We start from the raw sequence: 22,416 nt of genomic DNA on the forward strand, positions 1-22,416 counted from the left end.
ACCGGCGCGGCGGGGGCGCCGCGGGGCGTACGGATCAGGACCAGTTGATGCGGACCCGGGAGCGGCGCTCCGCGCCGGGCTTGGCCCGCTTGTCCCCGCCGGCGCCGCCGGCGGGGGCCGCTCCCGTGAGGTTGGTGCGCAGTCGGCTGCCGGACGACGAGGCCTCGGGCGCCGGACCGGCCGGGGTTTCCGACACGGCCGTCGGCTCCAGCGCGCACGCGTCGGGGGTCAGGGCGCTGACGAAGGCCCCCGCTCCCGGCCGCTGGTCGGGCATGGCGGCGCACATCCGGGAGACGAGTGCCCGGGTGCCCGGGGCCAGGCGCGGGTCGAACTCCAGGGCGGCACCGGCGTTGACCGCCTCGGCCGGGCTGCCGTAGCCGTCGGGGTAGGCGGGCAGCGCTCCGGTGAGGTAGAGGTGGGTCAGCAGGCCGAGGGCGAAGATGTCGGACGCGGTGGTCAGGGTCTGGGGGCCGCAGCCCTCCTCCCCCCGGACGTAGCGCTGCCACTCGGGGGAGCCGTACAGGGCGTCTCCGGCGATCTCCTCGTGCCCGGGCGGGTTGCCGCTGATGTAGGCGTCGTCGAAGTCGATGAGCTTCGCCGTGTGGAACACGGTCTGGCGCTGGACCAGCACGTTGTCCGGTTTGAGGTCCCCGTGGACCACGTCGATGTCATGGAGCTGCCTCAGGCTCTGCCCGAGCGTCTTGAGCAAGACCGACTTCTCCCTGGCCCCCAGCGTGTGGGGGCTCTCCATGTTGGAGGTGTCGATGCGCTCGGTGACCTTGTAGTAGGTACTGCCCTCGCAGAAGAAGTCCTGGGCCAGTACCAGGTTGCCGCCGCCGGCCTGGTCGGGTCGCAGGGCCTCCATGATGCGCAGGTGGCGTTCTTCGAACTCCTCGCACGCCTGGAGCCGTACGCGGACGCTGCGGCTCGGCGGCTCCGGGGAGGGCCTGGGACGCTTGGGGTCCAGGAAGCGCTTGACGAAGTACTCCCGGCCGTCGCGCTCGGCGAAGGCCCACATGCACTTGCCCCCGCCGGCGTTGGTCGGCTCCGTGACGATGCGGTAGCCGTTGATCACATCACCGAGTTTCACGGCGTCTCCTCCTTCTGCGGCGGCATCAGCGTCTCGTAGGCGGTCCGGTAGCGCCGCCACGACTCCTCCTGCCATCTGCGGTGGTCCTCGGCGTCCTGGACTGGGGGCACGGGGCCGTACTCATCCACCAGCGTGTGCAGCCGCCCGAGGTAGGCGGTGCGCACGTCCTCGAAGGAGTCGAAACCGAGGGCGACCGCCGCCAGGGTGGCGTCGTCGGCGGTGTAGCCGCGTACGCGCTCCTCCAGAAGAGCGCCGAGGGACTCCGCGTCCGCCGCCGCCTCCAGGGCCCGCAGGAGGTGGAGTTCGAAGAGGTGGGGGGTGACGACGTGGCCGAAGAAGCCGTCCGTGGCGCACACCAGCACGACCGGGGCGGACAGCGCCGTCCGGGAGGTTTGCACCCGGAAGCGTCCGGAGGCGGTGAGCATGTTGGTCATGGGCGGATCCTGGCGGATCTGTTCCAGGGCGTCCTGCTCGTCGGTGTGGTCACGGGTCAGGGCCATGAGGCCGTGCCCGGGGTCGAGTGCGTAGACCCGGGAGTCCCCCGCCCACAGGGCGCGCGCCTCCACGCGGTCCCCCCGGAGGCAGTAGGTGACCGCCGCCATGGTGGTGGGCATCGGACGAACCATCCTGCCGTTGAGGCGGCTGCGCTCCCCGGGGCGCATCAGGCTCAGTGCGTCCCCGAGCTCCCGCTCCAACTGCCCGACCTCGTCCTCCTCGTCGAGCGCCGGCTGCGAGACGGTGGTGCGGAACCACTCCCCGGTGACCAGGGCGGCCACCCGGGAGGCGACCCAGGCGCTGCTGGCCCTGCGCCCGGAGCTGTCGGTGCGGGCGACGGAGCTGCCGGCACCGCCCGCACCGTCGAAGACGCCGACGACCCCGCGGCCCGAGGCGACGTGGTGCTCCAGGAGGGGTTCGGCGTCCTCCCCGTGTTCGGGGACCTTCTCCGCCCACACACCCCAGGCCAGAACACCCGGTACCTCGACGTGCCACCGCGTGTCGGTACGCGCGGGGGCGGTCTCCTGCCGCCAGGGGCCGTTCACAGGTCGCCCCCGTCCGGGTCACGGCGTACGCCCCGTACCCGGCTCACCCCGGAGGAGCGCGCACCGCCGCCGGAAGGCCGGGGGCGCCGCTCACGGCCGCGGGGCGCAGCGGGCCGTGGGTCCGTGTCCGGTTCCGCGGTGCCTCTCCCGACCGCCCCGGTCCGCGGCAGGGGTTCGTCCTCCGGAGGCCCCGGCGGAGGGGTATCGGTGAACTCGGCCCGCACGGTACGCCCGCGTGCCCCGGACCCGCGGGGCGCCTCCTCCAGCTCCCGGGGCCGGGACCGGTCCGCGTCCCCCGTGGAGACACCCCGCACGCGCCCGATACCGCCGGTGGTCCGGGAGCCGCCCTCGACCAGCCTGTCAACGATAGACCGCTCTATCTCGGCCGTGTCGAAGGGCTCGCGCTCGCCCTCGTTGCGGCTCATGACCACGTCCAGGGCGCGCATGAGCTCGGCGCGCTCGGAGGCCTCCTCCGAGCGGATCCACTCCAGGACCGCCCGGTCGCCCTCCCTCTCCAGCATGCCGGCGATCAGCGCCTCGGTGCCCTCCTCACGGAGCAGCCTGAGGTGGTACGCGCGCCCCATCGAGTCCAGTCTCTGCTCGCGCAGCCTGTCCCGGTAGGCGCGTCCGCCGGTGGTGATCTCCTCCTCGTCGACCTGCAACTCGACGGCCAGGCGGCGCAGCCGGATGGCCGAGTCACCGTGGAAGGAGGCGACGGCCTCGTTGAGGGCCTGTTCGGTCTCGTGGAACTGGGAGATGTCGTAGCGTCGGGAGACGCCGCGCAGCATCGCGCGCAGCGGTCCCCTCAGGGTGGGGGCCATGTCCCGGATACCGCGCTCGACCACGGCCACGGGGTCGGTGACGCGGCACGAGAGGGTCACCCACGCGCGGAACCCGAATCCCGGGTCGCGGCTGATGAGGGTCACGGCGAGAGCCAACCGGTGCTCGGCGGTGTCGACCAGGGACATGCGCTGGTAGGCGCCGAACCTGGCTTCCGGTACCGCCTCCCCGGGGCGGACCAGGACCGGCTCGCCGCGGTGGGGTTCCAGGACCAGCGCGGTCCCGTGCTCGGGTGGTCGCAGGGGTGTGAACAGGCGGAAGGTCGCGATCTCCTCCTGGGTGATCACCGGGTCGTAGCTGAACTGTTCCATGTCGCTCCCTAGGCACCGGGCCCGGTGACGGGCTCCGGACGTGGTCACAGGGCCCGGCGCAGGTCGGCCGCCGCGGCCGCCGTCTCCCCCCTGGCCGCGGCCCACTGGCCGAGCCAGTACACGAGCCGCTCGCGGTGCCGCCGCCCCTGGGCGGCCACGCCCTCCAGCACCCGCTGTACTGACTGGCGCCCGCGCGGGGTGGCCGCGGCGTGCCCGATCCATGTGCGCAGGACGTCGAGGGCGACCTCCTGGACGGGTTTGCGGGCCAGCGCCCGCTTCCACAGCTCGACCAGTGGCGCCAGGTGCTGGTCCGCCTGTTCCAGGAGCAGGGGCGGAGGCGCCGGACGGCTTCCGCGGCGGGCGCCGAGGGGGCGCCCGCCGGTGTCCGGCCGCGTGGCCGCGCCCGCCACGTAGCAGAAGGCCAGCAGGGACTTGAGCACCAGCGGGGACAGGTCCTCGGGCCGCGACCATTCGAGGAGGGCCTCCAGGACGTGGGGGGTGCGCCCGTGGTCCACGAGCGAGGCCAGGGCCTCGGCGACGTGGCCGAGCGCGTCCCAGGACTCCTCCTCGCCCAAGGCGGCGAGAAGCACTCCCAGTGCGGCGTCGGGGTCCCTGCGGCCCGGGGGGCCGCCCGCGACGAGGGCCGACGTGGCGGCCATGCGCCGTTCGACGGCGCTTTCCGGCCGGTCCGCCCAGGTGTGGAGCAGGTCCCACACCTGGTCGGTCAGCTCCGGGTCCTCGCTCACCACGCCCAGGACGGTGGCCGCGGCTCGCCGCGGGTGCGGTGAGGGGTCGCCCGCCCAACCGTCGAGGAAGCGGTACAGGGCGTGCTCCAGGTCGTGCGCCGCCATCACCGCGGTCGCCACACGCGCTCTGGCCTGCACCTCGACGTCGCGGTGGATGACCAGCCGCCGCAGCCAGCGCACCAGGCTGGTGCGCTGGCCGTCGAGGTGGTTCCAGGCGTAGGCGAGTACGGCCTGCTGCATACGGGGCTCGCGGAACCTGACCCGTGGCTGGCCGCGTCGGATGTCCCCGGATTCGTCCAGGACGATCCAGGGGTGCGCGGTGTGGAGGGTCTCGTGGAAGCTCAGCGGCGCGGGGGCGGTGCGTTCCTCCGCGAGCAGGCGGTGGAGATCGACCGCTGCGTCGGAGACGCAGAGGTAACGGGCGTCGTGCAGGACCGCGGCGGCGAGGGCGAAGCTCACCTCGTCCGGTGAACGGTGGTGTGCGAACCACTCGTGTACGCGCGCGGAGGGGTCGCTGAGCCGGCGCACGAGCGCCTTCAGGTCCTGACCGTCGCGTATCGCGGCGGCCACGCTGACGGCGGTGCGCGGTTGGGGCGCCAGGGCGAGCAGCTCCAGGGCTCCGCCCTCGCGGAGCCGGTCGTCCAGCTGGCGTTCCCGGTCGGGGCCGGGGGCCTCCCCCAGGACCCACCGGTGCACGATGGCGACCGGATCGACCGCGGCCTTGAGGGGCGAGACCACCTCCGAGTGGGCGGCGGTGTTCAGTAGGACCCCTTGGGGAGGGCTGGTGACCACCACCATGTAGGAGTTCGCGGACTCCAGTGCGCGGCCCACCTCCTCCACCCATGCGAGGTCGATGTATCCGGTCTGGTCGGGATCGGGCGGTGTGGGGAGCAGGAGGCCGCACCCCTTGCCCGGAGGGCTCCAGGGGGTTCCGCGGGGCCTGTCCCGCTCGCCGAGCCGGATGATCCTGCCGTCGCCTCCCCCGAGCAGGGCCACCGCCTCGGCGAGGAGGTTGACGGCCACCGCCTCCCGACCCGTGCCGTCCGGACGGGCCAGGACGACCAGACGGTGTTTGAGCAGGATCCGCAGGAGGTGGTCGAAGTCTGCGGGACGGACGAAGTTGTCGACGTGCGCGCCGACGTGTTCGGGGAGCAGGTCGGCGGAGCGGCTGTCGGCGTCGTGTCGCGGGGTCCCGTCGGAGCCCCCCGCGGCGTGGAACCCCCCTCCGAAGCGCACACTGTCGTTGAACAGCGCCAGAGTGCCGATCCTGAGCCCGCCGGACTCGCTCTGGAGGCGTTCCAGCAGGTGGTCGGTCAGAGCCGACATCCGGGCACTCTCGGCGTGGCCCCGGGAGGAGGACGCCTCGCGCCGGAGGGCGTGCAGGGCGTCCTCCTGGGACAGGGGTGCGTCCTCCTCGGCGACCGGGGAGGCGCCGGCCCCCGCCGAGGAGGGAGCGGGTTCCGCGACGGAGGTGTCTGTCTCCTCCGGATCCGTGGGGCGATGGGGGGCGTCGGTCCGCGGCATGGGGGATCTCCGGGGTCAGGGGCGCGACGGGGCAACGGAATGTTCGTACGGGGGGCCGGCTCCCTCCGCACGCGGTCTTCCGGCCGTGGGGCACCGCACGGGCGGGAGGGGGCTGGAAGCGCGTGGGAAAAGGCGGCGGAGGGCTATGCGGGAACCCGGCGCCGACGGGGTCGGAACCGTTGTTCCGGAGTCCTCTCAGCTGTTCCAGTCACCGGAGATCTCGACCTTGCCGTTGAACACGTTGGCGTTCTTGATCACCGACGCCTGAATGGCCGGACCGCGGGAGTCCGAGATGTCGGCCTGCTCGACCAGGGCCAGCACGTCGTCCCGAAAGGCCTCGTCGCGCATCATGTAGGCGGCCAGCATACGCCGCAGCGTTTCCTGGGCTTGCCCTTCCTCGGGCTGTGCCTCGATCTCCAGCAGGGCGTTCTCCGCCTCCTGGTCTCCGCGGAAGCGGGACCGTATCCGTTCGACGACGGACTGGGCGGCGTCCCACGAGGCTGTTCCCGATTTTTCACCGATGGTCTGGGCCGCGGTCTGCACCACGAGTGCGACGGCGGCGGAAGCAGCAGCGAAAACCAGTTCCATGGTGTCCTCGGAAAAGAGATGGGCCGATGATTCGCCGATAGGCGTGACGGGGAAGGCCAGCATAGGGGAACCGGCACCAGCGTGTGACGCCGTCAGGACGACGGCCATGGACGCGGAGCCCGGGCGGCGTTTGTCCGCGACGGACGGGAACAGGCGCACAACGTTCTGAACTGCGTGTTCGCCTCGTCCCTGACTCCGGAGAACCTGATGGCCGATAGTGGCCAGCCCATCACACAGCCGGACCGCGGCCGACGGCACGGTGACGCCCCGTGCCCGCCCGCGGCTGGAGGGCGCACGCCGCCGCTCCGGTTCCGGCCGCACCGATCACGCGGCGGAGCCGACGGATACGCGGTCTCCTGCCGGAGCCGCGGCACCCGCGCCGGTGCGGTCCGCCGGGCCGGGGCCACCGCCACGCGTGCGCGGAGGCCGGCGGCGCCCCCGCACGGGAGCCTTTCCTGACGCACGGGCAAAGAAACGCACGCACCCCGGAAGCGACCGAGGGGCGAACGAAGGCCCATTCAGGCCCACACGTGCACGGACACCCAAAAAAGGAGGACCCCGCCCTGGCAGGCACACCCCGGCATGTTTTTTATCAGCACCCCCTTCTCACTCCCGACTTTGCCATTGCCTACTCTCCTGGACTCCAGGCATCCTGGAAATAAATACACTGGGACCCAAAACCCCCATGCAGCACAACTGGGCACGACAGAGGAGAAAAACCTCCTCCCGAGCGTCCGTTACATCACACTCCGCACTGCATTTCCCCTCCCCTGCACAGCGGAGACAAAATCGATCCCCCTTTTTCGCAGACCCCTGACCGCTTCGCGGAAAACTCACCAGTAAGCCAATCTCCCGACAGACGAAAATCGATTTTCCCGGAGTGTCCGCCACCGGACACTCCGGGAATTTCACGGCCCGCAAAAGCTAGGCTCGCGCCGAGCGCAGAACGTGCTCACGACGAACTCCACCTGCCTGTGGAAGGACCTTCCATGTTCCGAGGAATCGGGCGCACCCTCGCCCGTGCCACCGCGGCCATGTCCCTGACAGTCGCGGCCCCGTCCGCCCTCTGCACCCGCCGTGGGCCGCATCCGCCATCGGGGAACCATCCGGGACATCAGTGGAACCGCGGCCACGAGCGGTTCGCCGGCCTGGGGCGCCTGCGGCTGGCGTGGGCCCCTCCCCGACGGGGGCGGCGGGGCAGGGACGATCGGTCCGGGCCACGTTCGTCAGTCCCAGTGGCAGCGCGGCCGCGGAACCACGCCCCACCGGCGCCTGGCCGACCGCGCGCAGCGGTCGCGGGGCGCCCTGGGCCGCGGCGCCGCCCTCTCCGCCGCCGCCGTCTCGGCGGCGGGGGCGGGGCGGACTGCGGGGGCTCGGACGGCGAGCGGGCCGTGGGGATCGCCCAGGGCCAGGACGAGGCTGAGCGTGAGGAGTACGGCGCGGGGGCGGGCGAACGGGCGGTGACGCTCTGGCATGACCCCAGCCTGGCACTCATCACCCTGTGTCCCCATCCGATCACCACAGGAAGGGTGTCCGGTGCGGGCCAGGGCGGTCAGGCATGAATCCGCTCTCGCCGGGGTAACCGTCTCGGTCCCGGGCCCGCCCGCGCCTCCGCTCAGGACCGGGGCGTGTCCTCCGCCGGTGCGGTCGGGGCGTCCTGCGGCGCGCGGCGCGCCCAGTAGGTGGCGACGAGGGCCCCGGAGAGGTTGTGCCAGACGGAGAACAGGGCACCGGGCAGGGCCGCGAGCGGGGCGAAGTGCGCGGTGGCCAGGGCCGCGGCCAGGCCGGAGTTCTGCATGCCCACCTCGACGCTGGCCGCGCGGCGCGCGCTCTCGGGCAGCCTGACGGCCGCGCCGACCAGGTAGCCCAGGCCCAGCCCCAGGCAGTTGTGCAGCACCACGGCCAGCGCCACCAGGGGGCCGGTGGAGAGCACGGTGTCGGCGTTGGCGCCCACCACGCCGGCGACCACCACGACGATACCGGTGGCGGAGACCAGCGGCAGGGCGGGCAGGGCCCGTTCCACGGCCCGGCGGGCGGCCATGCGCAGCAGCAGGCCCGCGGCCACGGGGAGCAGGACGATCTGCAGGATCGAGACGAACAGGTCGCCCGCGGGCACGGGCAGGGTCGACCCGGCCAGGCCCAGCACCAGCAGCGGGGTGAGGACGGGGGCGAGCAGGGTGGAGACCGAGGTCATCGCCACCGACAGGGCCACGTCGCCGCGGGCGAGGTAGACGATGACGTTGGAGGCGGTGCCGCCGGGCGAGGACCCGACCAGGACCATGCCCGCCACCAGCAGCGGCGGCAGGCCCAGGGCGTGCGCGATCGCCCAGCCCAGCAGGGGCATGACCGTGTACTGGGCCAGGACGCCGAGGACGACGGCCCGGGGGTGGCGGGCGACCACGGCGAAGTCCACCGGGCGCATGGTCAGGCCCATGCCGAACATGATGACCCCCAGCAGCAGGGGGATGTGCGGTGCCACGAGGGCGGTCTGCGCGGGGGCCAGGAGGCCCGCGACACCGCCGAGCAGGACCAGGGGGGCGAACCACCGGCCGACGGCGTCGGCGGTCTTCTTGATGAGGGTCATGGCTGTGACTTCCCGTGTCTGCCCCGGGGCGGAGGGACGCCGGTCCCCGGGCGGTCGCCGCCGCGTGGGGTCGGTCGCCGCGCGGCCATGGTAGTTGCGCGGGGCCGCGCGGCCTCCGCCCGGGGTGGGGCGGGGCCGCGGGCGCTCAGGGACGGGTCGCGCCCCCGGTCGCAGTACCCGTGCGCCGAAGCGGCTCTCCCGATCAGCCGCCACGGCGGTGTCGCCGTCGTGGCCGAGCGGACCCGTCCGCCCGCTCGCGGTCACGGCCTCCCCCGCCGGGGAGGCCCGCACCGCTCCTCATGGCCGCACGCCGGGGACCGTCCCCGGCCGGAGTCCCGCCGGGCGGCAAACGTCCTTCCCGTCGTGGGGATCACCACAGGAGCGGTGGTGAGGATCGGGACAGGTTGGGCAGATGACTTCCCATGACCCACACATCCTCCGACAGCCCAGCCAACACCGGTCCCCGCGAGTGGCGGTTCGTGTGGCGCCACCGCCACGCCCTGGTCCTGGCGCTCGTCGTGGCGCTGATGGTCGGCGCGTGGGTGGTCCAGAGCGCCGGCCTGCCCGTGCTGTGGGGCGCGGGCGCGCTGGCGGCCGCCGCCCTGGCCCTGTGGGCGCGCAGGCGGGTGCGCCTGGCCCGGGAGCGGCGGGCGCTGGAGCGGGTGGACCTGTCCGAGGTGGACCGGATGTCGGGCCCGGAGTTCGAGGAGCACGTCGCCGGTCTGATGCGGGTGCACGGCTACACCGCGGTGACCGTGGTGGGCGGGGCCGAGGACGGCGGGGTGGACGTGCTCGGCCGTGCCCCCGACGGTCAGGCGGTGGCGGTGCAGTGCAAGCGGTGGACCAATCCGGTGCCGCCCAACGAGGTGCGCGCGCTCATCGGCGTGCTCCACAGCGGCTACACGGGCTACCGGGGGATCTTCGTGGCCTCCAACGGCTTCACCGAGGCCGCGGCGAGCGAGGGCGAGGGGCACATGGTGCTGGTGGACCGCGAGGGGCTGGCCCGGTGGATGGCGGGCGTGGAGGTGCCGGAGCCGCCGCGGGCGTGAGCGCGGCGGCTCCCGGGCTTTCAGGCCAGGCCGCGGATCGGCCCGTCCAGCTCCCGCTGGTAGAAGTCGATGAACCCGTCCGGGTCGGGGCCGGCGTTCTGCATGACCAGGTGGTCGAAGCCCGCGTCGACGTAGCCGCGGGCGGCCTCGACGTAGCGCTCGGGGTCGGGGCCGCAGGCGAAGTGGCCCAGGATGTCCTCCTCGCGCACCGTGGTGGTAGCTGCAGCGAAGTTGACCGGGTTGGGAAGCTCGCTCATGACCTTCCAGCCGGTCAGCGCCCACCGGGAGGTCTCCAGCGCAGCTTGCGCGGCGGTGTGCTCGTCCTCGGCCCAGGCCATGGGCACCTCGGCGTAGCCGGGCCCGCGGCCCCCGGCGTCGCGGTAGTCTCCGACGGTCTCGGCCCTGGGCTCGGTGGCGAAGAGCCCGTCGCCGTACTCGGCGGCCAGCCGGCACGAGCGCGCCCCGCTCGCGGCCACCGCGATCAGCGGGGGCTCCTCGGGCAGGTCGAACACCCGGGCGTCCTCCAGGCGCAGGTACTCGCCCTCATAGGAGTGGTAGCCACCGCTCCAGAGCAGGCGGATGATCTCCAGCGCCTCGCGCAGCATGTGGTGGCGCACGTCGACCGAGTCGGGGAACTCCTGGCCGACGACGTGCTCGTTGAGCCGCTCCCCCGATCCGACGCCCAGGACGAAGCGCCCGCCCGAGACCAGGGCCAGCGTCGCGGCGGCCTGGGCGATGACGGCGGGGTGGTAGCGCACGGTCGGGCAGGTCACCCCGGTCACCAGGCCGACGCGTTCGGTCCGGGCGGCGATGGCGCCGAGCACGGTCCAGGTGAAGGGTGAGTGCCCCTGGTTGTCCAGCCAGGGGTGGAAGTGGTCGCTGATCTCGACGAAGTCGAACCCGGCGCGTTCGGCCAGCACCGCCTGCCGGATGATCTCCTCGGGCCCGAAGGCCTCGGTCGCCAGCTTGTATCCGATCCGCATCCGTCTCCCCCGGTGTCGGCTCCCGGCCGCGCGGGCCGTGGCGCCCGCTCTCCCTACAACTACCCTCCGTAACTGCTCCGGCGCCGTCGTACACGCCGGGCGGGGCCGGAGCGACCGGACCTCGTTCCGCCGCCGCAGTGCCTTTCCGGGACCCCTCAGGCGACCGCCCACGCGCCGGGGCAGGGAGATGGCCTGCACCGAATACCCGTGCGCGGGGAAGGACGGGGCACACAACGGTGCCGAACGCGGTGGAGGCCGTTGAGCCGCGGCGGAGCGGACCAGTGTGCCCCACAGGAGACCCGGCGATAGGTCGTGACGACCACCCGAGCCCTGGAAAGACCCCCGTGCGCCGTTCCTCCCCCTCAGGCGTGCCTCTTCTGGCCCTGTTCGGCCTCCTGGCGCCGTTGCTCCTCCTCGCCACGCCCGAGGCCGCGGCTGATGACTGGCGCCAGGAGGAGATCCCCGGCGCCTTGGCCCGCGCCCTGGAAGAGGACCCGCTCTATGTCGGTCCGCCTCACTCGACGGGCAGCGCGATGTCGACCAGGGCCGAGCACTCCTCCAGGCAGCCGCCCACCCGGAGCGTGCCTCCGGGGACGGCCCCGGGGAAGAAGAACACGGCGTGGGTGGCGGTGTCGGCGTCGAGTTCGTAGCGCCCCACCGCCTCCTGCACACGCTCCCCGCCGCCGTCGGCGCGCTCGTAGGAGGCGTGCGTCAGGTCGAGGCTGACGCTGTCGGCCGCGGCGAACTCGACCGTCACGACGAGGAACTTGTCGGTGACCGACTGGTAGGCGGTCAGCAGGGTGGCGCGCACTCCCGCGGACCCGGTCCGGGTCCCGTCGGCCACCAGCAGCCCCGGCCCGGGGTCGCGGTCCTCCACGAGCAGGCCGCTGAGCAGGCCGTCCTCGAAGGTGAAGCCGCCGTAGGACAGGCAGTCCGCCGCCGGGGCGTCCTCGGGACACAGCTCGTACCCGTCGGCGCCGGAGCGGACCTCGGTGTTCCACGCCGGGCTGCCCTCGTCGACCCAGGCCTGGGCGACCGCCGCCTGGTGGGTGAGGTAGGCGTGCGCGGTGGACCCCGGCGCCGCCAGCGCCAGCCCCCCTCGCATCTGTTCGGGGTCCCCGGTGGCGGACAGGGCCGCCATGTACCCCTCCACGACGTCCTCGGGGGCCTCCCCCGCTACCGACCGCGCCGGGACACCGCCGCCGGGGGACTCCGTGTCCGAGGGGCCGGAGGTCCCCGGCCCGGCGCCGGTGTCCTCGGCCGCGGGGGTGCGGGGCTCTGGTACGGGCCGGTAGCCGTGTGCGGCGAACCCGACCCCCTCCCGCCCGTCCGCGGCCGGGGCCGCCTGCCGCTCCAGCCCGCAGCCGGTGGCGACGAGGAGGGTCAGGGCCGTCGCGACGGCCCACCGGTTCGGCGTCATGCCCGTTTTCTCCCCCCGTGAGAAACCGCGACCAGGCGAGCCTACGGCCCGGACGCGTCAACACGGGGGCTGCGCAACGTAAGGACTTCTTGGCGCGGACGCGCCCGCCGGGACCGGGGTCAGTCCATCGCGACGATGACGACCACCGTGGTCACGGCCGTGAGACCCGGCGCCAGAGGGTCTGGAACGCGGTGTTGTGCGCGTGCGCGAACGGCAGGCGCAGCCCGGGTGGCTCTCCCGCAGGGCCGACAGGGGCGGCAGGTCGGAGTCCTCCCACGTGTCCCAGGGCGCGCCGATGCGCCGCCACACCTCGCGCAGGGCCTCCCGGGGCCACACCCAGGTGGCGACGCTGAGCGCGCGGCCGTCCGCTCCGAGCACGACGGTCAGCCAGGTGACCTCCCGGTTCCCGTCCTCGTCCGCGGGCCGGAAACTGACCCTGGTGACGGCGGCGATCCCGTACCGGGGCAGTCGGCGCCGACGGCCGAGCCAGTCGCGGACGACCAGCGAGTCGGGGGTGAGTTCCACGCGCGCGTTGAGGCCGTAGAGCAGGGGGTAGGCGCTCCAGGCTCCCAGTCCGACAAGGACGAGGAAGGCCAGGGCCGCGAAGTCGACGGAGTCCAGGAGCCAGAAGAGGACGAGGGAGAGGAGGAGCAGGGCCCCGCCGGACCCCATCGCCCGGGGGTACTCCCGGACGAGCCGGAAGAGGCCCGAGGCTCCGGGCCGGACCGTGATCGTCTCGGTCGTCATGGGCGGGCTCCTCCGGGGCGGCACCGCGCGGACCGCTCACGGGGCCCGGGCGCGGGAAGTGCGGTAACGCGGCAAGCCACCCTACGCGGACCCGGACCCCCGTCCGGTACCGGCCCCGTCCCGCTGCGCGTGGTCCGGCGGGTGCCTCAGGAGCGCGGCAGCGCCGGGACTCCCTGAGGCTGCTCCGAGAGCGCGGCCTGCACACGCAGCTGCTCGTCCGGCACGGCCAGCCGCAGGTCGGGGAAGCGCCCGGAGAGCATCGGCGGGATGATCCGGGCCGCCAGGCGGGGGAGCGGCGCCCCGGCGCGCATCCGCCGGTAGAGGGCGCCGGGTCGGCGGTGAGGCTGCGGTCGTGCAACCGGACGGGGTCGGCCGTCTCGGTCCTTCGGGTGGAGGGGGTGCCCGGCCGCCCGCGCGGCCGGGCCGGGACGGGGTCAGGGGCGCAGGAGCACGGGCAGCTCCTGGAGGCTGTTGACGATGATGGAGTGGTGGTTGCGCAGCGCCGCGTCGGGCACGGCCAGCTCCAGGTCCGGGTAGCGCCCGAAGAGCATCGGCAGCGCGATCTGGCCCTCCATGCGGGCCAGGGTGGCGCCGGGGCACACGTGCGGCCCGTACCCGAAGGACATGTGGCGGCCCCGCGTGCGGGTCAGGTCGAAGGAGTCGGGGTGGGGGTCCTCGCCGTGCTCGGTCCGGTCGCGGCTGATGGCCCCGTAGGAGACCATGAGCGCCTCACCCCTGCGGATGGTCTGGCCGCCGACCTCCACGTCCTCGGTGGCGAAGCGGAAGACCGTGTTGGAGGTGGGCGGGTCGTAGCGCAGGGTCTCCTCCACGACCGCGTCCCAGCCCACCTCGCCCGCCTTGACCAGGGCGAACTGGTCGGGGTGGGCGAGCAGGGCGCGCACGGCGTTGCACAGCAGGTTGACGGTGGTCTCGTGCCCGGCGGCCACGGTGACCTGGAGGGTGCCGCGCACCTCCACGTCGGTCAGGGCGTCACCGTTCTCCCCGGCGTTGAGCAGCTCGCTGGTCAGGTCCTCTCCGGGCTCGGCGCGCTTGGCGGCGATCATGCCGTTGTAGAAGGCCTCCAGCTCGCCGTAGACCCGCATGAACTCCTCCGGGCCGGTGACCGAGGAGAAGAACGCCACGTACAGCTCGCGCAGGCGGTCGAACTCGCCGCGGTCCACCCCGTACAGTTCGCCGATCACGTTCATCGGCAGCGGGAAGGCGAACTCCGACTTCAGGTCCAGGGGCTGGTCGGCCCGCGGCTCCATGGCGTCGAGCAGTTCGGCGGTCAGCTCCCGGACGCGCGGGCGCAGCCGCTCGACGCTGCGCGCGGAGAAGGCGCGGGCGGTGAGCAGGCGCAGCCGCCGGTGCTCCTCGCCGTCGGCGCCCAGCAGGGTGGTGGGCCCGGGCGGGATCGTGCTCATCAGGGGCCAGGTCTGGGGGATGCGCCCGCTCTGGTAGTCGTCCCAGTGGGCGATGTCCTTGACCAGGCGGGGGTCGGTGAGCAGGTCGCGTGCGGCGGCGTGGTGGGTGACCGCCCAGGCGGTCACGCCGTCGGGCAGGCCGACCCGGGTGAGGGGTCCGGCCGCGTGCAGCACCTCGCGCTCGGTGCGCAGGTCGGTGACGTAGGGGTCCAGGACCACGGTTCCGTCGGAGCCGTGCTGAACGGGGCAGGTCATCGTTGCTCTCCCAGGGGTGGTACGGGGGTGAAGGTGACGGGCAGGGAGGCGACCCCGCGCACCCACGGGGAGGGCCGCCAGCGCAGCTCGGCGGGGTCCACGGCCAGTTCGAGGTCGGGCAGCCGGTCCATGAGCACCTCGATCCCGGCCACCGCGATGATCTCGGCGATCTCCTGGGCGGGGTAGGGGCAGCGGTGCTCGCCGTGGGAGAAGGACAGGTGGGCGTGGTTGCCGCGGCCTCCCGGGGCGCCGGGCCCCGGGCGCACGCCGGGGTCGGTGTTGGCGCCGGACAGCCCCAGCAGCACCAGGTCGCCGCCGCGCACGAGCCTGCCGCCCAGTTCCACGTCGTGGACGGCGTAGCGCCCGGCGTGCACCTGGGTGGGCGTGTCCTCCCACAGGACCTCGTTGAGCGCTTCCTGGGCGCTGCTGCGGGCCCCCGCGAGGGAGGCGGCGAAGCGGTCGTCGGTGAGCATCAGGCGCAGCGCGTTGCCCAGCCACTCTCCGGTGGGCTGGTTGCCGCCGCCCAGCAGGATGACCAGCTCGGGGACGGCCTCCTCGTCGGTGTAGCCCGCGGGGTGGGCGAGCAGGCGCGAGACCACGTCGGAGCCGGGGGCGGCCCGGCGCCGGGCGACGAGTTCGGCCATGGCGGCCATGAGGGCGCGCTGGGCGGACACGGCCTCGGGCCCGCCGTCGATCATGGTGGTCATGAGGGCGGCGGTGCGGTCCCCGCGCTCGTCGTCCAGACCGTAGAGCCAGCTCAGGACCAGGGCGGGCAGGCGGGCGGTGTAGGCGGTGCGCAGGTCGGCGCGGCTGGCGGCGCAGAAGCCGTCGACGAGCCGGTCGGCCATGCGGACGGTGACCGCGCGCAGCTCGTGCACGTCGGTTCCGGCCAGGGCGTCGCTGACCGCCCCGGCGCGCCTGCGGTGCTCGGCGCCCTCGGAGTTCAGGACCGAGGGCCGCCGCATCACCATGGGCATGAGCGGCCAGTCCGCGGGGACCCGCTCCCAGGCGTTCCAGCGCTCGGAGGAGCGGGCGAACACGTCGGGGCTGCTCAGCACGTGGTGCAGTTCGCGGTAGCCGATGACCAGCCAGGCGGGGACGTCGCGGTCCAGCAGCACGGGCACCACCGGGCCGTACCGCGCGCGCAGGTCCCGGTGGAAGTCGGCGGCGCTCGGGCCAGGGCCGCCCAGGCGCACGGCGTCGGTGCCGTCCGGGTGGGCGGGGCGGGTGCGGGGGGCGCTCACCGCACACCCCCGGTGACGAGGGCGCTCACGTGCCGCACGAGCGCGATGAGGACCCGCTTGGCCGAGTCGCGCACGCGCGCGTCGCAGCGCACCAGGGGCACGTGGGGGTCCAGGTCCAGGGCGGCGCGGATCTGCTCCAGGGTGTGCTCGCCCTCGCCGAAGTCGTTGTGGGCCACGACGAAGGGGGTGCCCTGGGCCTCCAGCCGGTCGATGGCGTACCAGGAGTCGTCCAGGCGGCGGGTGTCGACCAGCACGACCGCGCCGAGCGCGCCGGAGAACAGGCGGTCCCACAGGAACCAGAAGCGCTCCTGTCCGGGGGCGCCGAAGACGTACAGGACCGAGGTGGCGTCCAGGGTGATGCGGCCGAAGTCGAAGGCGACCGTGGTGGAGCGCTTGGCCTCCACCCCGGCCAGGTCGTCCACCCCGGCACCGGCCCGGGTCATGGTCTCCTCGGTGTTGAGGGGGCGGATCTCGCTGACCGAGCGGACCAGGGTGGTCTTGCCCGCCCCGAAGCCGCCGACGACGGCGATCTTCAGGGCGCGTTCGGCGGTGTCGGGCAGCGGGGGCGGGGATGCGGGGGGTTCAGAGGTTGTGGAGTGCAACGAGCACCTTCTCCAACACGTCCGGGGAGGCGGGGGGCTGGGCCGGTGAGGGCGCCGGCCGGGGGTGGCGTGCGGTGACCCTCCCGGCGTCGATGAGGTCGGTGAGCAGGATGCGCGTGATCGCCACGGGCAGGCGCAGGTGGGCGGAGACCTCCACGACCGCCATCGGGGCCCGGCACAGGCGCAGGATCCGGGCGTGTTCGGACTGCATGCCGGGGACCGGCGCGCTCTCGGCCACGACGAGGGTGACCGCGTCCAGGGAGTCCTCGGCCCCGCCGCTGCGGCCGGAGGTGATGACGTAGAAGCGGTCGGGGCCCTCCTGCTGGTGGGGGCGGGTCATGCGGGACCGGTGGCGGCGCGGGGCGGGGTGGACAGGTAGGCGCCCATCTGCTCGACCAGCTCGTTCATGTTGTGCCCGACCAGGCCCGGGTCGGCCTCCTCGGAGGTGATCGCGGCCAGGTGCGCGCCGTGTCCGGCCTCCACGATGAACAGCAGGCCGCCGTAGAACTCGGCCATGGCCTGGCGGACTCCGCCCGCCCCGTCGCCGAACTCCACCGACGCGCTGTGCGCCAGGCTCTGCACCCCGGCGGCGATCGCGGCGAGGTGGTCGGCGCTGTCGGTGCGCAGGCCGGAGCTGTGGCACAGCTTGAGCCCGTCGCGGGAGAGCACGAGGGCGTGCCGGACGCCGGGGGTGCGCTCCAGCAGCCCTTCGAGCAGCCAGGTCAACTTGTCGAGGTCCATGCGTGCGTCCTTATCCGGTCGTGTCCTGGCCGCGCACCGCGGAACGGAAGGCGCCGAACCCCGCGGCCGGGGTGGCCGGGCCGCTCCGGGTGGGGGCGGGGTCGGTGCTCCGGGAGGCGGTGAGGGTCTGGCCTCGGCGGCGCTGGGGCAGTCCGTTGGTGTCCGTGGGGGCGGCGCCCCCGGCGGGGGCGGCCGGGGGCGGGGCGTTGGGAGCGGGGCGTCGGCTTCCGTCGGGGGCGGGTGCCGGGGAGGCGGGATCGGGGGAGGCGGCGGGGGCCGCGGGCTCGGCAACGGCGTCGGGGGCGCCGGGCGCGGGGAGGGGCTTGATGAGCTTCTGCGGCAGGAGGAGCACCACCGCGGTACCGCCGCGGGAGGAGGAGCGGAAGGCCACCGACAGGCCGTAGCGGCGGGCGATCTGCCCGACCACGGACAGGCCCAGGCGCGTGCCGGAGATGGCGGCCAGGTCCAGGCCGTTCTCGACGGTGCGGCGGGCCCGGCGCAGGGCCTCCTCCCCCATGACCAGGCCGCCGTCCTCGACCATGACCGCGATCCCGGCCTGGACCTCCTCCACGTGCACGTGCACCTCGGACGTGGGCGGGGAGAACTTGGCGGCGTTGTCGAGGATCTCGGCCAGGGCGTGGATGACGCCCTCGGCGGCGAATCCGGCGACCGCCTGGGTGGAGGCGTTGTGGACGCGCACGCGCTGGTAGGCGCCGATCCTGGCCATGGCGCCGCGCACGACGCTCTCCATACCGATCGCCCGGCCCCAGCGGCGTCCGGAGCGGGCTCCGGTGAGGACGGCGATGCTGTCGGCGATGCGCCCGGCCTGGGCGGTGCTGTGGTCCAGGTGCATGAGGTCGCCCAGGACGTCGGTGCCCGCCTCTCCGTCGCCGTGGCGCTCCTGCATCCGGCGCAGGTCGGCGAGCATGGTGGTGGTCAGGGCCTGGACGCGTCCGGCGGCGGTGGCGCAGGCGACCATGGCGGCCGAGCGGCGGCGTTCGGCCGCGGCGATCTCGGTGGCCGCGGCCCGCAGGAGGGCGCGGGCACCGTGGTCGGCGGGCGGGGGCAGGCGGCGCAGGGCGGTGTCGGCGGAGTCGCCCTCGCGCAGGTGCCCGGCCAGGCGGGGCAGGTGCTCCTCGGCCAGGGCGACGGTGTCGGCGCGCAGGGCGTCGAGGCGGGCGCCCAGCTCGCGGGCCCGGCCGTCGCGGCGGTTGAGCGCCAGGGCCAGGGCCGCCAGCAGCAGGAGCGGGACGGCGGAGGCGGCCAGCAGGGGCAGGGCGCGGGCACCGGGCGCGAGCCAGGGGGTCAGGGCCCACAGGGGCAGCGCCGCCAGCGGCAGGAGGAGCCAGCGCGGCGCGGCCAGCCACGACGGCAAGGCCGCGCGGAGGCGGGGGGTGTTCCAAGCAGTCATCGGGCTCCACGTCCAGCCGCGTCGTTACTCCTGGTCCTCCACGGGAGGAGCGCGCCGAAGAGGGGGTTTCCCCGCGCACCGGGGTCACCGAAAAGGAAGCGCACAATGGACGCGACTCGCACTTTTCAGCGCACAGCGAGTCAACATACACCAGATCTAACAAACGGTCATGTCCGGATAATCACCGTTTTATGGCGAGCACGAAAGAGCAACGAAACACCTTGCGCGCAAGGGCTTCCGGACACCGACACCGGAGAGTGACAATGGACTTTCGGAAACTCGCCAGAAATTCCCGGCTCCCATTGTCGCGACCACGGGGAATTCCGGCCCCGAACTGCGGGAACGGCACCCCCGTGAACCCCGGCCGCACACGCGAACGCGGAGCGTGGCGGAACGCAGTGTGACGGCGGCGCCCCAGGCGGGGCGGACCCCACGCCGCCGCCCGGAGGGAGCCCCCGGCACCCCGGTGCGCCCGCGCCGTCACGCACCGGAGTCAGCACAGTTCCCGGAGGGCGCGAAAAAGGTACCGAATCCCTCCGCCCCCACGCGCCGCAGAACCGCACACGGAGCACCAAAGGGGACGCCAGGCGCATCCATTCCGTTAGAGTGACAAAAACACGAAAGAAGATCCCACCGAACACCAGGCCCCGGAAACGCGTCCGACCCCCTTCCCCGATGTCCCGGGAGAAGCCGAACGGCGAGGAACCCGACATAGACGGATGTTTTCTTACCTCCGCGACTGGAATACGGACACACCCGAAAAGGGCGGTCGGAAGCGCCCCAGGTCAGGTGTGCCAGACTCGGCGCACCGGACGGCGGTCCGGAAGGCACGGGGGTGGCCCCGGGGCCCGGGAGGTTCGACCCCGGGCGCGCGGGGAATCTTGACGTGGACCGACGCGTTACACCCCGCGAGACCGCACGAGCGCCTGGAGGCACCCACACGATGGCCGAGCGAGCACTTCGCGGCACCCGGCTCGGGGCGACGAGCTACGAGAACGACCGCAACACCGACCTGGCCCCGCGGCAGGAGGTCACCTACGACTGCACCCGCGGCCACCGCTTCTCGGTCACCTTCGCGACCGAGGCCGAAATCCCCGTGGAGTGGGAGTGCCGCTTCTGCGGCGACCGCGCGCTGCGCCGGGACGGCAGCGGTGAGGAGCCCAAGACCGCCAAGCCGGTGCGCACCCACTGGGACATGCTGCTGGAGCGCCGGAGCATGGAGGACCTGGAAGAGGTCCTCGCCGAACGCCTGGCCCTGCTGCGGGCGCGCCGCCGCGAGGAGGCGGCCAAGGTGGAGGAGCTCGCCAAGCAGCGGCAGAGCGCCTGACCATCCCGCGGCACGGCGACGGGGGCGGTGGACCAGTGTCCACCGCCCCCGTCGCCGTGCCGGGCCGCGCCGCCCCGGACCGTTCCGGTCAGTCCTGCCCGAAGGGGTCGCGGGTGGCCCCCACCAGGTCCTTGACCGACTCGATCACCCGCGTGGGCCGGTAGGGGAACTGCTCGGCGGTGTCGCGCCCGGAGATCCCCGAGAGCACCAGGACGGTCTGCAGGCCCGCCTCCAGCCCGCTGAGCACGTCGGTGTCCATGCGGTCGCCGACCATGAGGGTGTTCTCCGAGTGCGCGCCGATCCGGCGCAGCGCCGAGCGCATCATCAGGGGGTTGGGCTTGCCCACGAAGTAGGGGCGGCGCCCGGTCGCCTTCTCGATCAGCGCGGCCACCGCGCCCGTGGCGGGCAGCGGACCCTCGGCGCTGGGCCCGGTCTCGTCGGGGTTGGTGGCGATGAAGCGGGCCCCGTCGCGCACCAGGCGGATCGCCCGGGTGATGGCCTCGAAGCTGTAGGTGCGGGTCTCCCCGAGCACGACGTAGTCCGGGTTGCGCTCGGTCATCACGTAGCCGACGTTGTGCAGGGCGGTGGTCAGCCCGGACTCGCCGACGACGTAGGCCGAGCCGCCGGGGCGCTGGGTCTGGAGGAACTGGGCGGTGGCCAGCGCGGAGGTCCAGATGGACTCCTCGGGGATGTCCAGCCCCGTGTTGAGCAAGCGCGCGCGCAGATCGCGCGGGGTGTAGATGGAGTTGTTGGTCAACACCATGAACGGGATCCCGTTCTCGCGCAGCTCCGCGACGAGCGCGTCGGCGCCGGGGATGAGGTGCTCCTCGCGTACGAGGACGCCGTCCATGTCGAAAAGGTAGTTCCACTGGTTGCTCACGTGCCCCATTGTGCCGTCAGCGGCGACGGGCACGCCATTCCTACCTTCCGGTAGTTGAGACTCCTCACACCGGGGGCGCTCAGATCGGCGGCCAGGGGACGGCGGGCCAGTCCGGCGCCGGGTAGGGGTGGATGCCGTGTTCCAGGAGCAGGTCCACCCGGTTGCGCACCGCGTAGGCCTCGGGGCCGGTCAGGTGCGCGGCCAGGGTGCGCGCGAGAGCGCTGGCCGGGTCCAGGAGCTGCTCGCGCAGGCGGACCAGCCCCTCCAGGGCCTCGGCGGGCAGCGGCTGCCCCTGCCACTGCCACAGCACGGTGCGCAGCTTGTACTCCTCGGCGAAGGAGACGCCGTGGTCGCAGCCGTAGAGGTGCCCGCCCGGCGTGGGCAGCAGGTGGCCGATCTTGCGGTCGGAGTTGTTGATCACCGCGTCGAAGACCGCCATGCGACGCAGGGCGGGGTCGTCGGTGCGCCGGGACAGCGCGACCAGGTCCACGGTGGTGTCGCCGTGCACCCACAGCTGCGCCATGCCCTCGCCGAAGGGGCCGTCGCGGTGCACGGTCGGCGGCACGACCGCCCAGCCCAGGGCCTCCGAGACCGCGTGGGCGCTCACCTCGCGCCCGGCCAGGGTCCCGTCGGGGAAGTCCCACAGCGGGCGCTCCCCCGCCACCGGCTTGTACACGCAGGCGGCCGAGCGCACCCCGTCGGAGACGGTGCAGTACAGGGTGGCGTTGGAGGCCGAGGTCAGCCGCCCCTCGACGGTCAGGTCGCCGGTGCGCAGCAGTTCCAGCCCCGCCCGCGGGTCCAGGCCGTCGAAGGCGTCGGCGGTGTCCTCCGTGCCCGGCCCCCCGGGGTGCGCGCGCGGCTCGCGGGCGGTGTCCTCGTCCACGGATCTCAGACCAGGCGGTCGGGACGGTAGCCGTTCTGGCGGGGGCACACGTGACCGGTGGGGTCCAGCGGGCGGCCGCACAGCGGGCAGTCCGGACGTCCGGCGGCCACGACCTTCAGGGCGCGCCCGGCGAAGGCGCGGGCCGCCCCGGGGGTCAGGTAGACGCGCAGCACGTCGCGGTGGGCGGGGGCCTCCTCGGCGAAGACCTCCAGCTCCTCCTCCTCGTCCTCGACCAGCTCCTCGCCCGCGGTCTCGTCGATCTCCTGCGCCTCGATGATGACGCGGGCCGCCTCGGCGTCCCAGGCCAGGGCGAGCGTGCCCACCCGGAAGTCCTGCTCGATGGGCTGTTCCAGCGGCCCCTCGTCCTCGGGCTGGTCGAGGTCGTCGGTCGGGGGTCCGAAGCGCCGGTGCACCTCTTCCAACAGTTCCTCGATGCGGGTGGCCAGCGCCTCGACCTGAGCCTTCTCCAGCACCACGCTGGTGATGCGCCCCTCGCCCACGGCTTGGAGGAAGAAGGTGCGCTCTCCCGGCTGGCCCACGGTCCCGGCGATGAACCGCTCCGGCGGATTGAACTGAAAGACGGGCATGCAAAGAACCTTACGGGATCCGGCGGGCCCGGCGCCAAACCCGCCGGGCGCGCTGGCGGGCCCCGTCCGCCCGGCCGCGGCACCGCACGCGGAGATTGACGTCAACCATGGTTGAGGTTGTTGTCTGGTACCGGCAGGAC

22 protein-coding genes are annotated in these 22,416 nt (G+C 73.6%); 2 read left to right on the forward strand and 20 right to left on the reverse strand.

Annotation, left to right across the window (positions count from 1 at the left end; all coding sequences use genetic code 11):
- Positions 1-34 precede the first annotated feature (34 nt).
- From FYW95_RS06835 to FYW95_RS06865, 7 genes are all read right to left on the reverse strand, one after another.
- Complete coding sequence (locus FYW95_RS06835) at positions 35-1,090, reverse strand: protein kinase domain-containing protein (RefSeq protein ID WP_159942053.1); 1,056 nt, start codon at positions 1,088-1,090, stop codon at positions 35-37.
- Complete coding sequence (locus FYW95_RS06840; protein WP_160050179.1) at positions 1,087-2,130, reverse strand: protein phosphatase 2C domain-containing protein; 1,044 nt, start codon at positions 2,128-2,130, stop codon at positions 1,087-1,089. Before FYW95_RS06840 ends, FYW95_RS06835 begins: the two co-directional genes overlap by 4 nt.
- Positions 2,127-3,281 (reverse strand): hypothetical protein, encoded by a 1,155-nt coding sequence (locus FYW95_RS06845; RefSeq protein ID WP_159942051.1) that lies wholly within the window; start codon positions 3,279-3,281, stop codon positions 2,127-2,129. Before FYW95_RS06845 ends, FYW95_RS06840 begins: the two co-directional genes overlap by 4 nt.
- A 44-nt stretch (positions 3,282-3,325) precedes the next feature.
- The gene (locus tag FYW95_RS06850; RefSeq protein WP_159942050.1) at positions 3,326-5,551 is read right to left on the reverse strand and encodes a hypothetical protein; all 2,226 of its coding nucleotides are present in this window, start codon (positions 5,549-5,551) and stop codon (positions 3,326-3,328) included.
- A 195-nt stretch (positions 5,552-5,746) separates the two neighbouring features.
- Positions 5,747-6,202, reverse strand: a complete 456-nt coding sequence (locus FYW95_RS06855) for a hypothetical protein (protein ID WP_160050180.1) — start codon at positions 6,200-6,202, stop codon at positions 5,747-5,749.
- 1,163 nt (positions 6,203-7,365) lie between these two features.
- A complete protein-coding gene (locus FYW95_RS06860) occupies positions 7,366-7,614 on the reverse strand; it encodes a hypothetical protein (RefSeq protein ID WP_159942048.1) in 249 nt (82 codons plus the stop codon).
- Between the two features lie 140 nt (positions 7,615-7,754).
- On the reverse strand, positions 7,755-8,723 hold the full coding sequence (locus tag FYW95_RS06865) for a bile acid:sodium symporter family protein (protein ID WP_159942047.1): 969 nt from the start codon (positions 8,721-8,723) through the stop codon (positions 7,755-7,757).
- A 422-nt stretch (positions 8,724-9,145) separates the two neighbouring features.
- Here FYW95_RS06865 and FYW95_RS06870 point away from each other — a divergent pair, with 422 nt between their 5' ends.
- Positions 9,146-9,772: a restriction endonuclease gene (locus tag FYW95_RS06870; protein WP_159942046.1), complete on the forward strand. Its 627-nt coding sequence runs from the start codon at positions 9,146-9,148 to the stop codon at positions 9,770-9,772.
- A 20-nt stretch (positions 9,773-9,792) separates the two neighbouring features.
- Here FYW95_RS06870 and FYW95_RS06875 read toward each other — a convergent pair whose 3' ends face one another.
- The 10 genes from FYW95_RS06875 to FYW95_RS06920 form a co-directional block, all read right to left on the reverse strand.
- Positions 9,793-10,755: a TIGR03557 family F420-dependent LLM class oxidoreductase gene (locus FYW95_RS06875; protein WP_159942045.1), complete on the reverse strand. Its 963-nt coding sequence runs from the start codon at positions 10,753-10,755 to the stop codon at positions 9,793-9,795.
- Between the two features lie 514 nt (positions 10,756-11,269).
- Positions 11,270-12,175: a hypothetical protein gene (locus FYW95_RS06880; protein WP_159942044.1), complete on the reverse strand. Its 906-nt coding sequence runs from the start codon at positions 12,173-12,175 to the stop codon at positions 11,270-11,272.
- Positions 12,176-12,232: 57 nt separating this feature from the next.
- Complete coding sequence (locus FYW95_RS06885) at positions 12,233-12,922, reverse strand: hypothetical protein (protein ID WP_160050181.1); 690 nt, start codon at positions 12,920-12,922, stop codon at positions 12,233-12,235.
- A gap of 146 nt (positions 12,923-13,068) precedes the next feature.
- Complete coding sequence (locus FYW95_RS06890; RefSeq protein ID WP_159942041.1) at positions 13,069-13,233, reverse strand: hypothetical protein; 165 nt, start codon at positions 13,231-13,233, stop codon at positions 13,069-13,071.
- 123 nt (positions 13,234-13,356) lie between these two features.
- Positions 13,357-14,601, reverse strand: coding sequence for a cytochrome P450 family protein (locus tag FYW95_RS06895; protein ID WP_160050182.1), 1,245 nt, complete (start codon positions 14,599-14,601; stop codon positions 13,357-13,359).
- Positions 14,598-15,845 (reverse strand): cytochrome P450, encoded by a 1,248-nt coding sequence (locus FYW95_RS06900; protein ID WP_370462369.1) that lies wholly within the window; start codon positions 15,843-15,845, stop codon positions 14,598-14,600. The genes FYW95_RS06895 and FYW95_RS06900 overlap by 4 nt, the downstream gene beginning before the upstream one ends.
- On the reverse strand, positions 15,842-16,447 hold the full coding sequence (locus tag FYW95_RS06905) for a GTP-binding protein (protein ID WP_159942039.1): 606 nt from the start codon (positions 16,445-16,447) through the stop codon (positions 15,842-15,844). The genes FYW95_RS06900 and FYW95_RS06905 overlap by 4 nt, the downstream gene beginning before the upstream one ends.
- Positions 16,428-16,787 (reverse strand): DUF742 domain-containing protein, encoded by a 360-nt coding sequence (locus tag FYW95_RS06910; protein ID WP_159942038.1) that lies wholly within the window; start codon positions 16,785-16,787, stop codon positions 16,428-16,430. Before FYW95_RS06910 ends, FYW95_RS06905 begins: the two co-directional genes overlap by 20 nt.
- The gene (locus FYW95_RS06915) at positions 16,784-17,188 is read right to left on the reverse strand and encodes a roadblock/LC7 domain-containing protein (protein ID WP_159942037.1); all 405 of its coding nucleotides are present in this window, start codon (positions 17,186-17,188) and stop codon (positions 16,784-16,786) included. The genes FYW95_RS06910 and FYW95_RS06915 overlap by 4 nt, the downstream gene beginning before the upstream one ends.
- Before the next feature lie 10 nt (positions 17,189-17,198).
- Complete coding sequence (locus FYW95_RS06920; protein ID WP_201294738.1) at positions 17,199-18,599, reverse strand: ATP-binding protein; 1,401 nt, start codon at positions 18,597-18,599, stop codon at positions 17,199-17,201.
- 943 nt (positions 18,600-19,542) lie between these two features.
- Between FYW95_RS06920 and FYW95_RS06925 the strand changes: the two genes are divergently transcribed.
- A complete protein-coding gene (locus FYW95_RS06925; protein WP_159942036.1) occupies positions 19,543-19,926 on the forward strand; it encodes an RNA polymerase-binding protein RbpA in 384 nt (127 codons plus the stop codon).
- Between the two features lie 88 nt (positions 19,927-20,014).
- On the opposite strand, the gene FYW95_RS06930 is transcribed toward FYW95_RS06925, so the two are convergent.
- The 3 genes from FYW95_RS06930 to FYW95_RS06940 all read right to left on the reverse strand — a co-directional run bounded on the left by FYW95_RS06930 (position 20,015) and on the right by FYW95_RS06940 (position 22,276).
- A complete protein-coding gene (locus FYW95_RS06930; protein ID WP_159942127.1) occupies positions 20,015-20,815 on the reverse strand; it encodes an HAD-IIA family hydrolase in 801 nt (266 codons plus the stop codon).
- A 70-nt stretch (positions 20,816-20,885) separates the two neighbouring features.
- Positions 20,886-21,689 (reverse strand): SCO1664 family protein, encoded by an 804-nt coding sequence (locus tag FYW95_RS06935; RefSeq protein ID WP_159942035.1) that lies wholly within the window; start codon positions 21,687-21,689, stop codon positions 20,886-20,888.
- Positions 21,690-21,694: 5 nt separating this feature from the next.
- Positions 21,695-22,276 carry a DUF3090 domain-containing protein gene (locus tag FYW95_RS06940; protein WP_159942034.1) on the reverse strand — a complete coding sequence of 194 codons (582 nt, stop codon included), beginning with the start codon at positions 22,274-22,276 and terminating at the stop codon, positions 21,695-21,697.
- Between the last annotated feature and the right edge of the window lie 140 nt (positions 22,277-22,416).

The organism is Nocardiopsis sp. FR4 (assembly GCF_009830945.1).
In the GTDB taxonomy this organism is placed as follows: domain Bacteria; phylum Actinomycetota; class Actinomycetes; order Streptosporangiales; family Streptosporangiaceae; genus Nocardiopsis.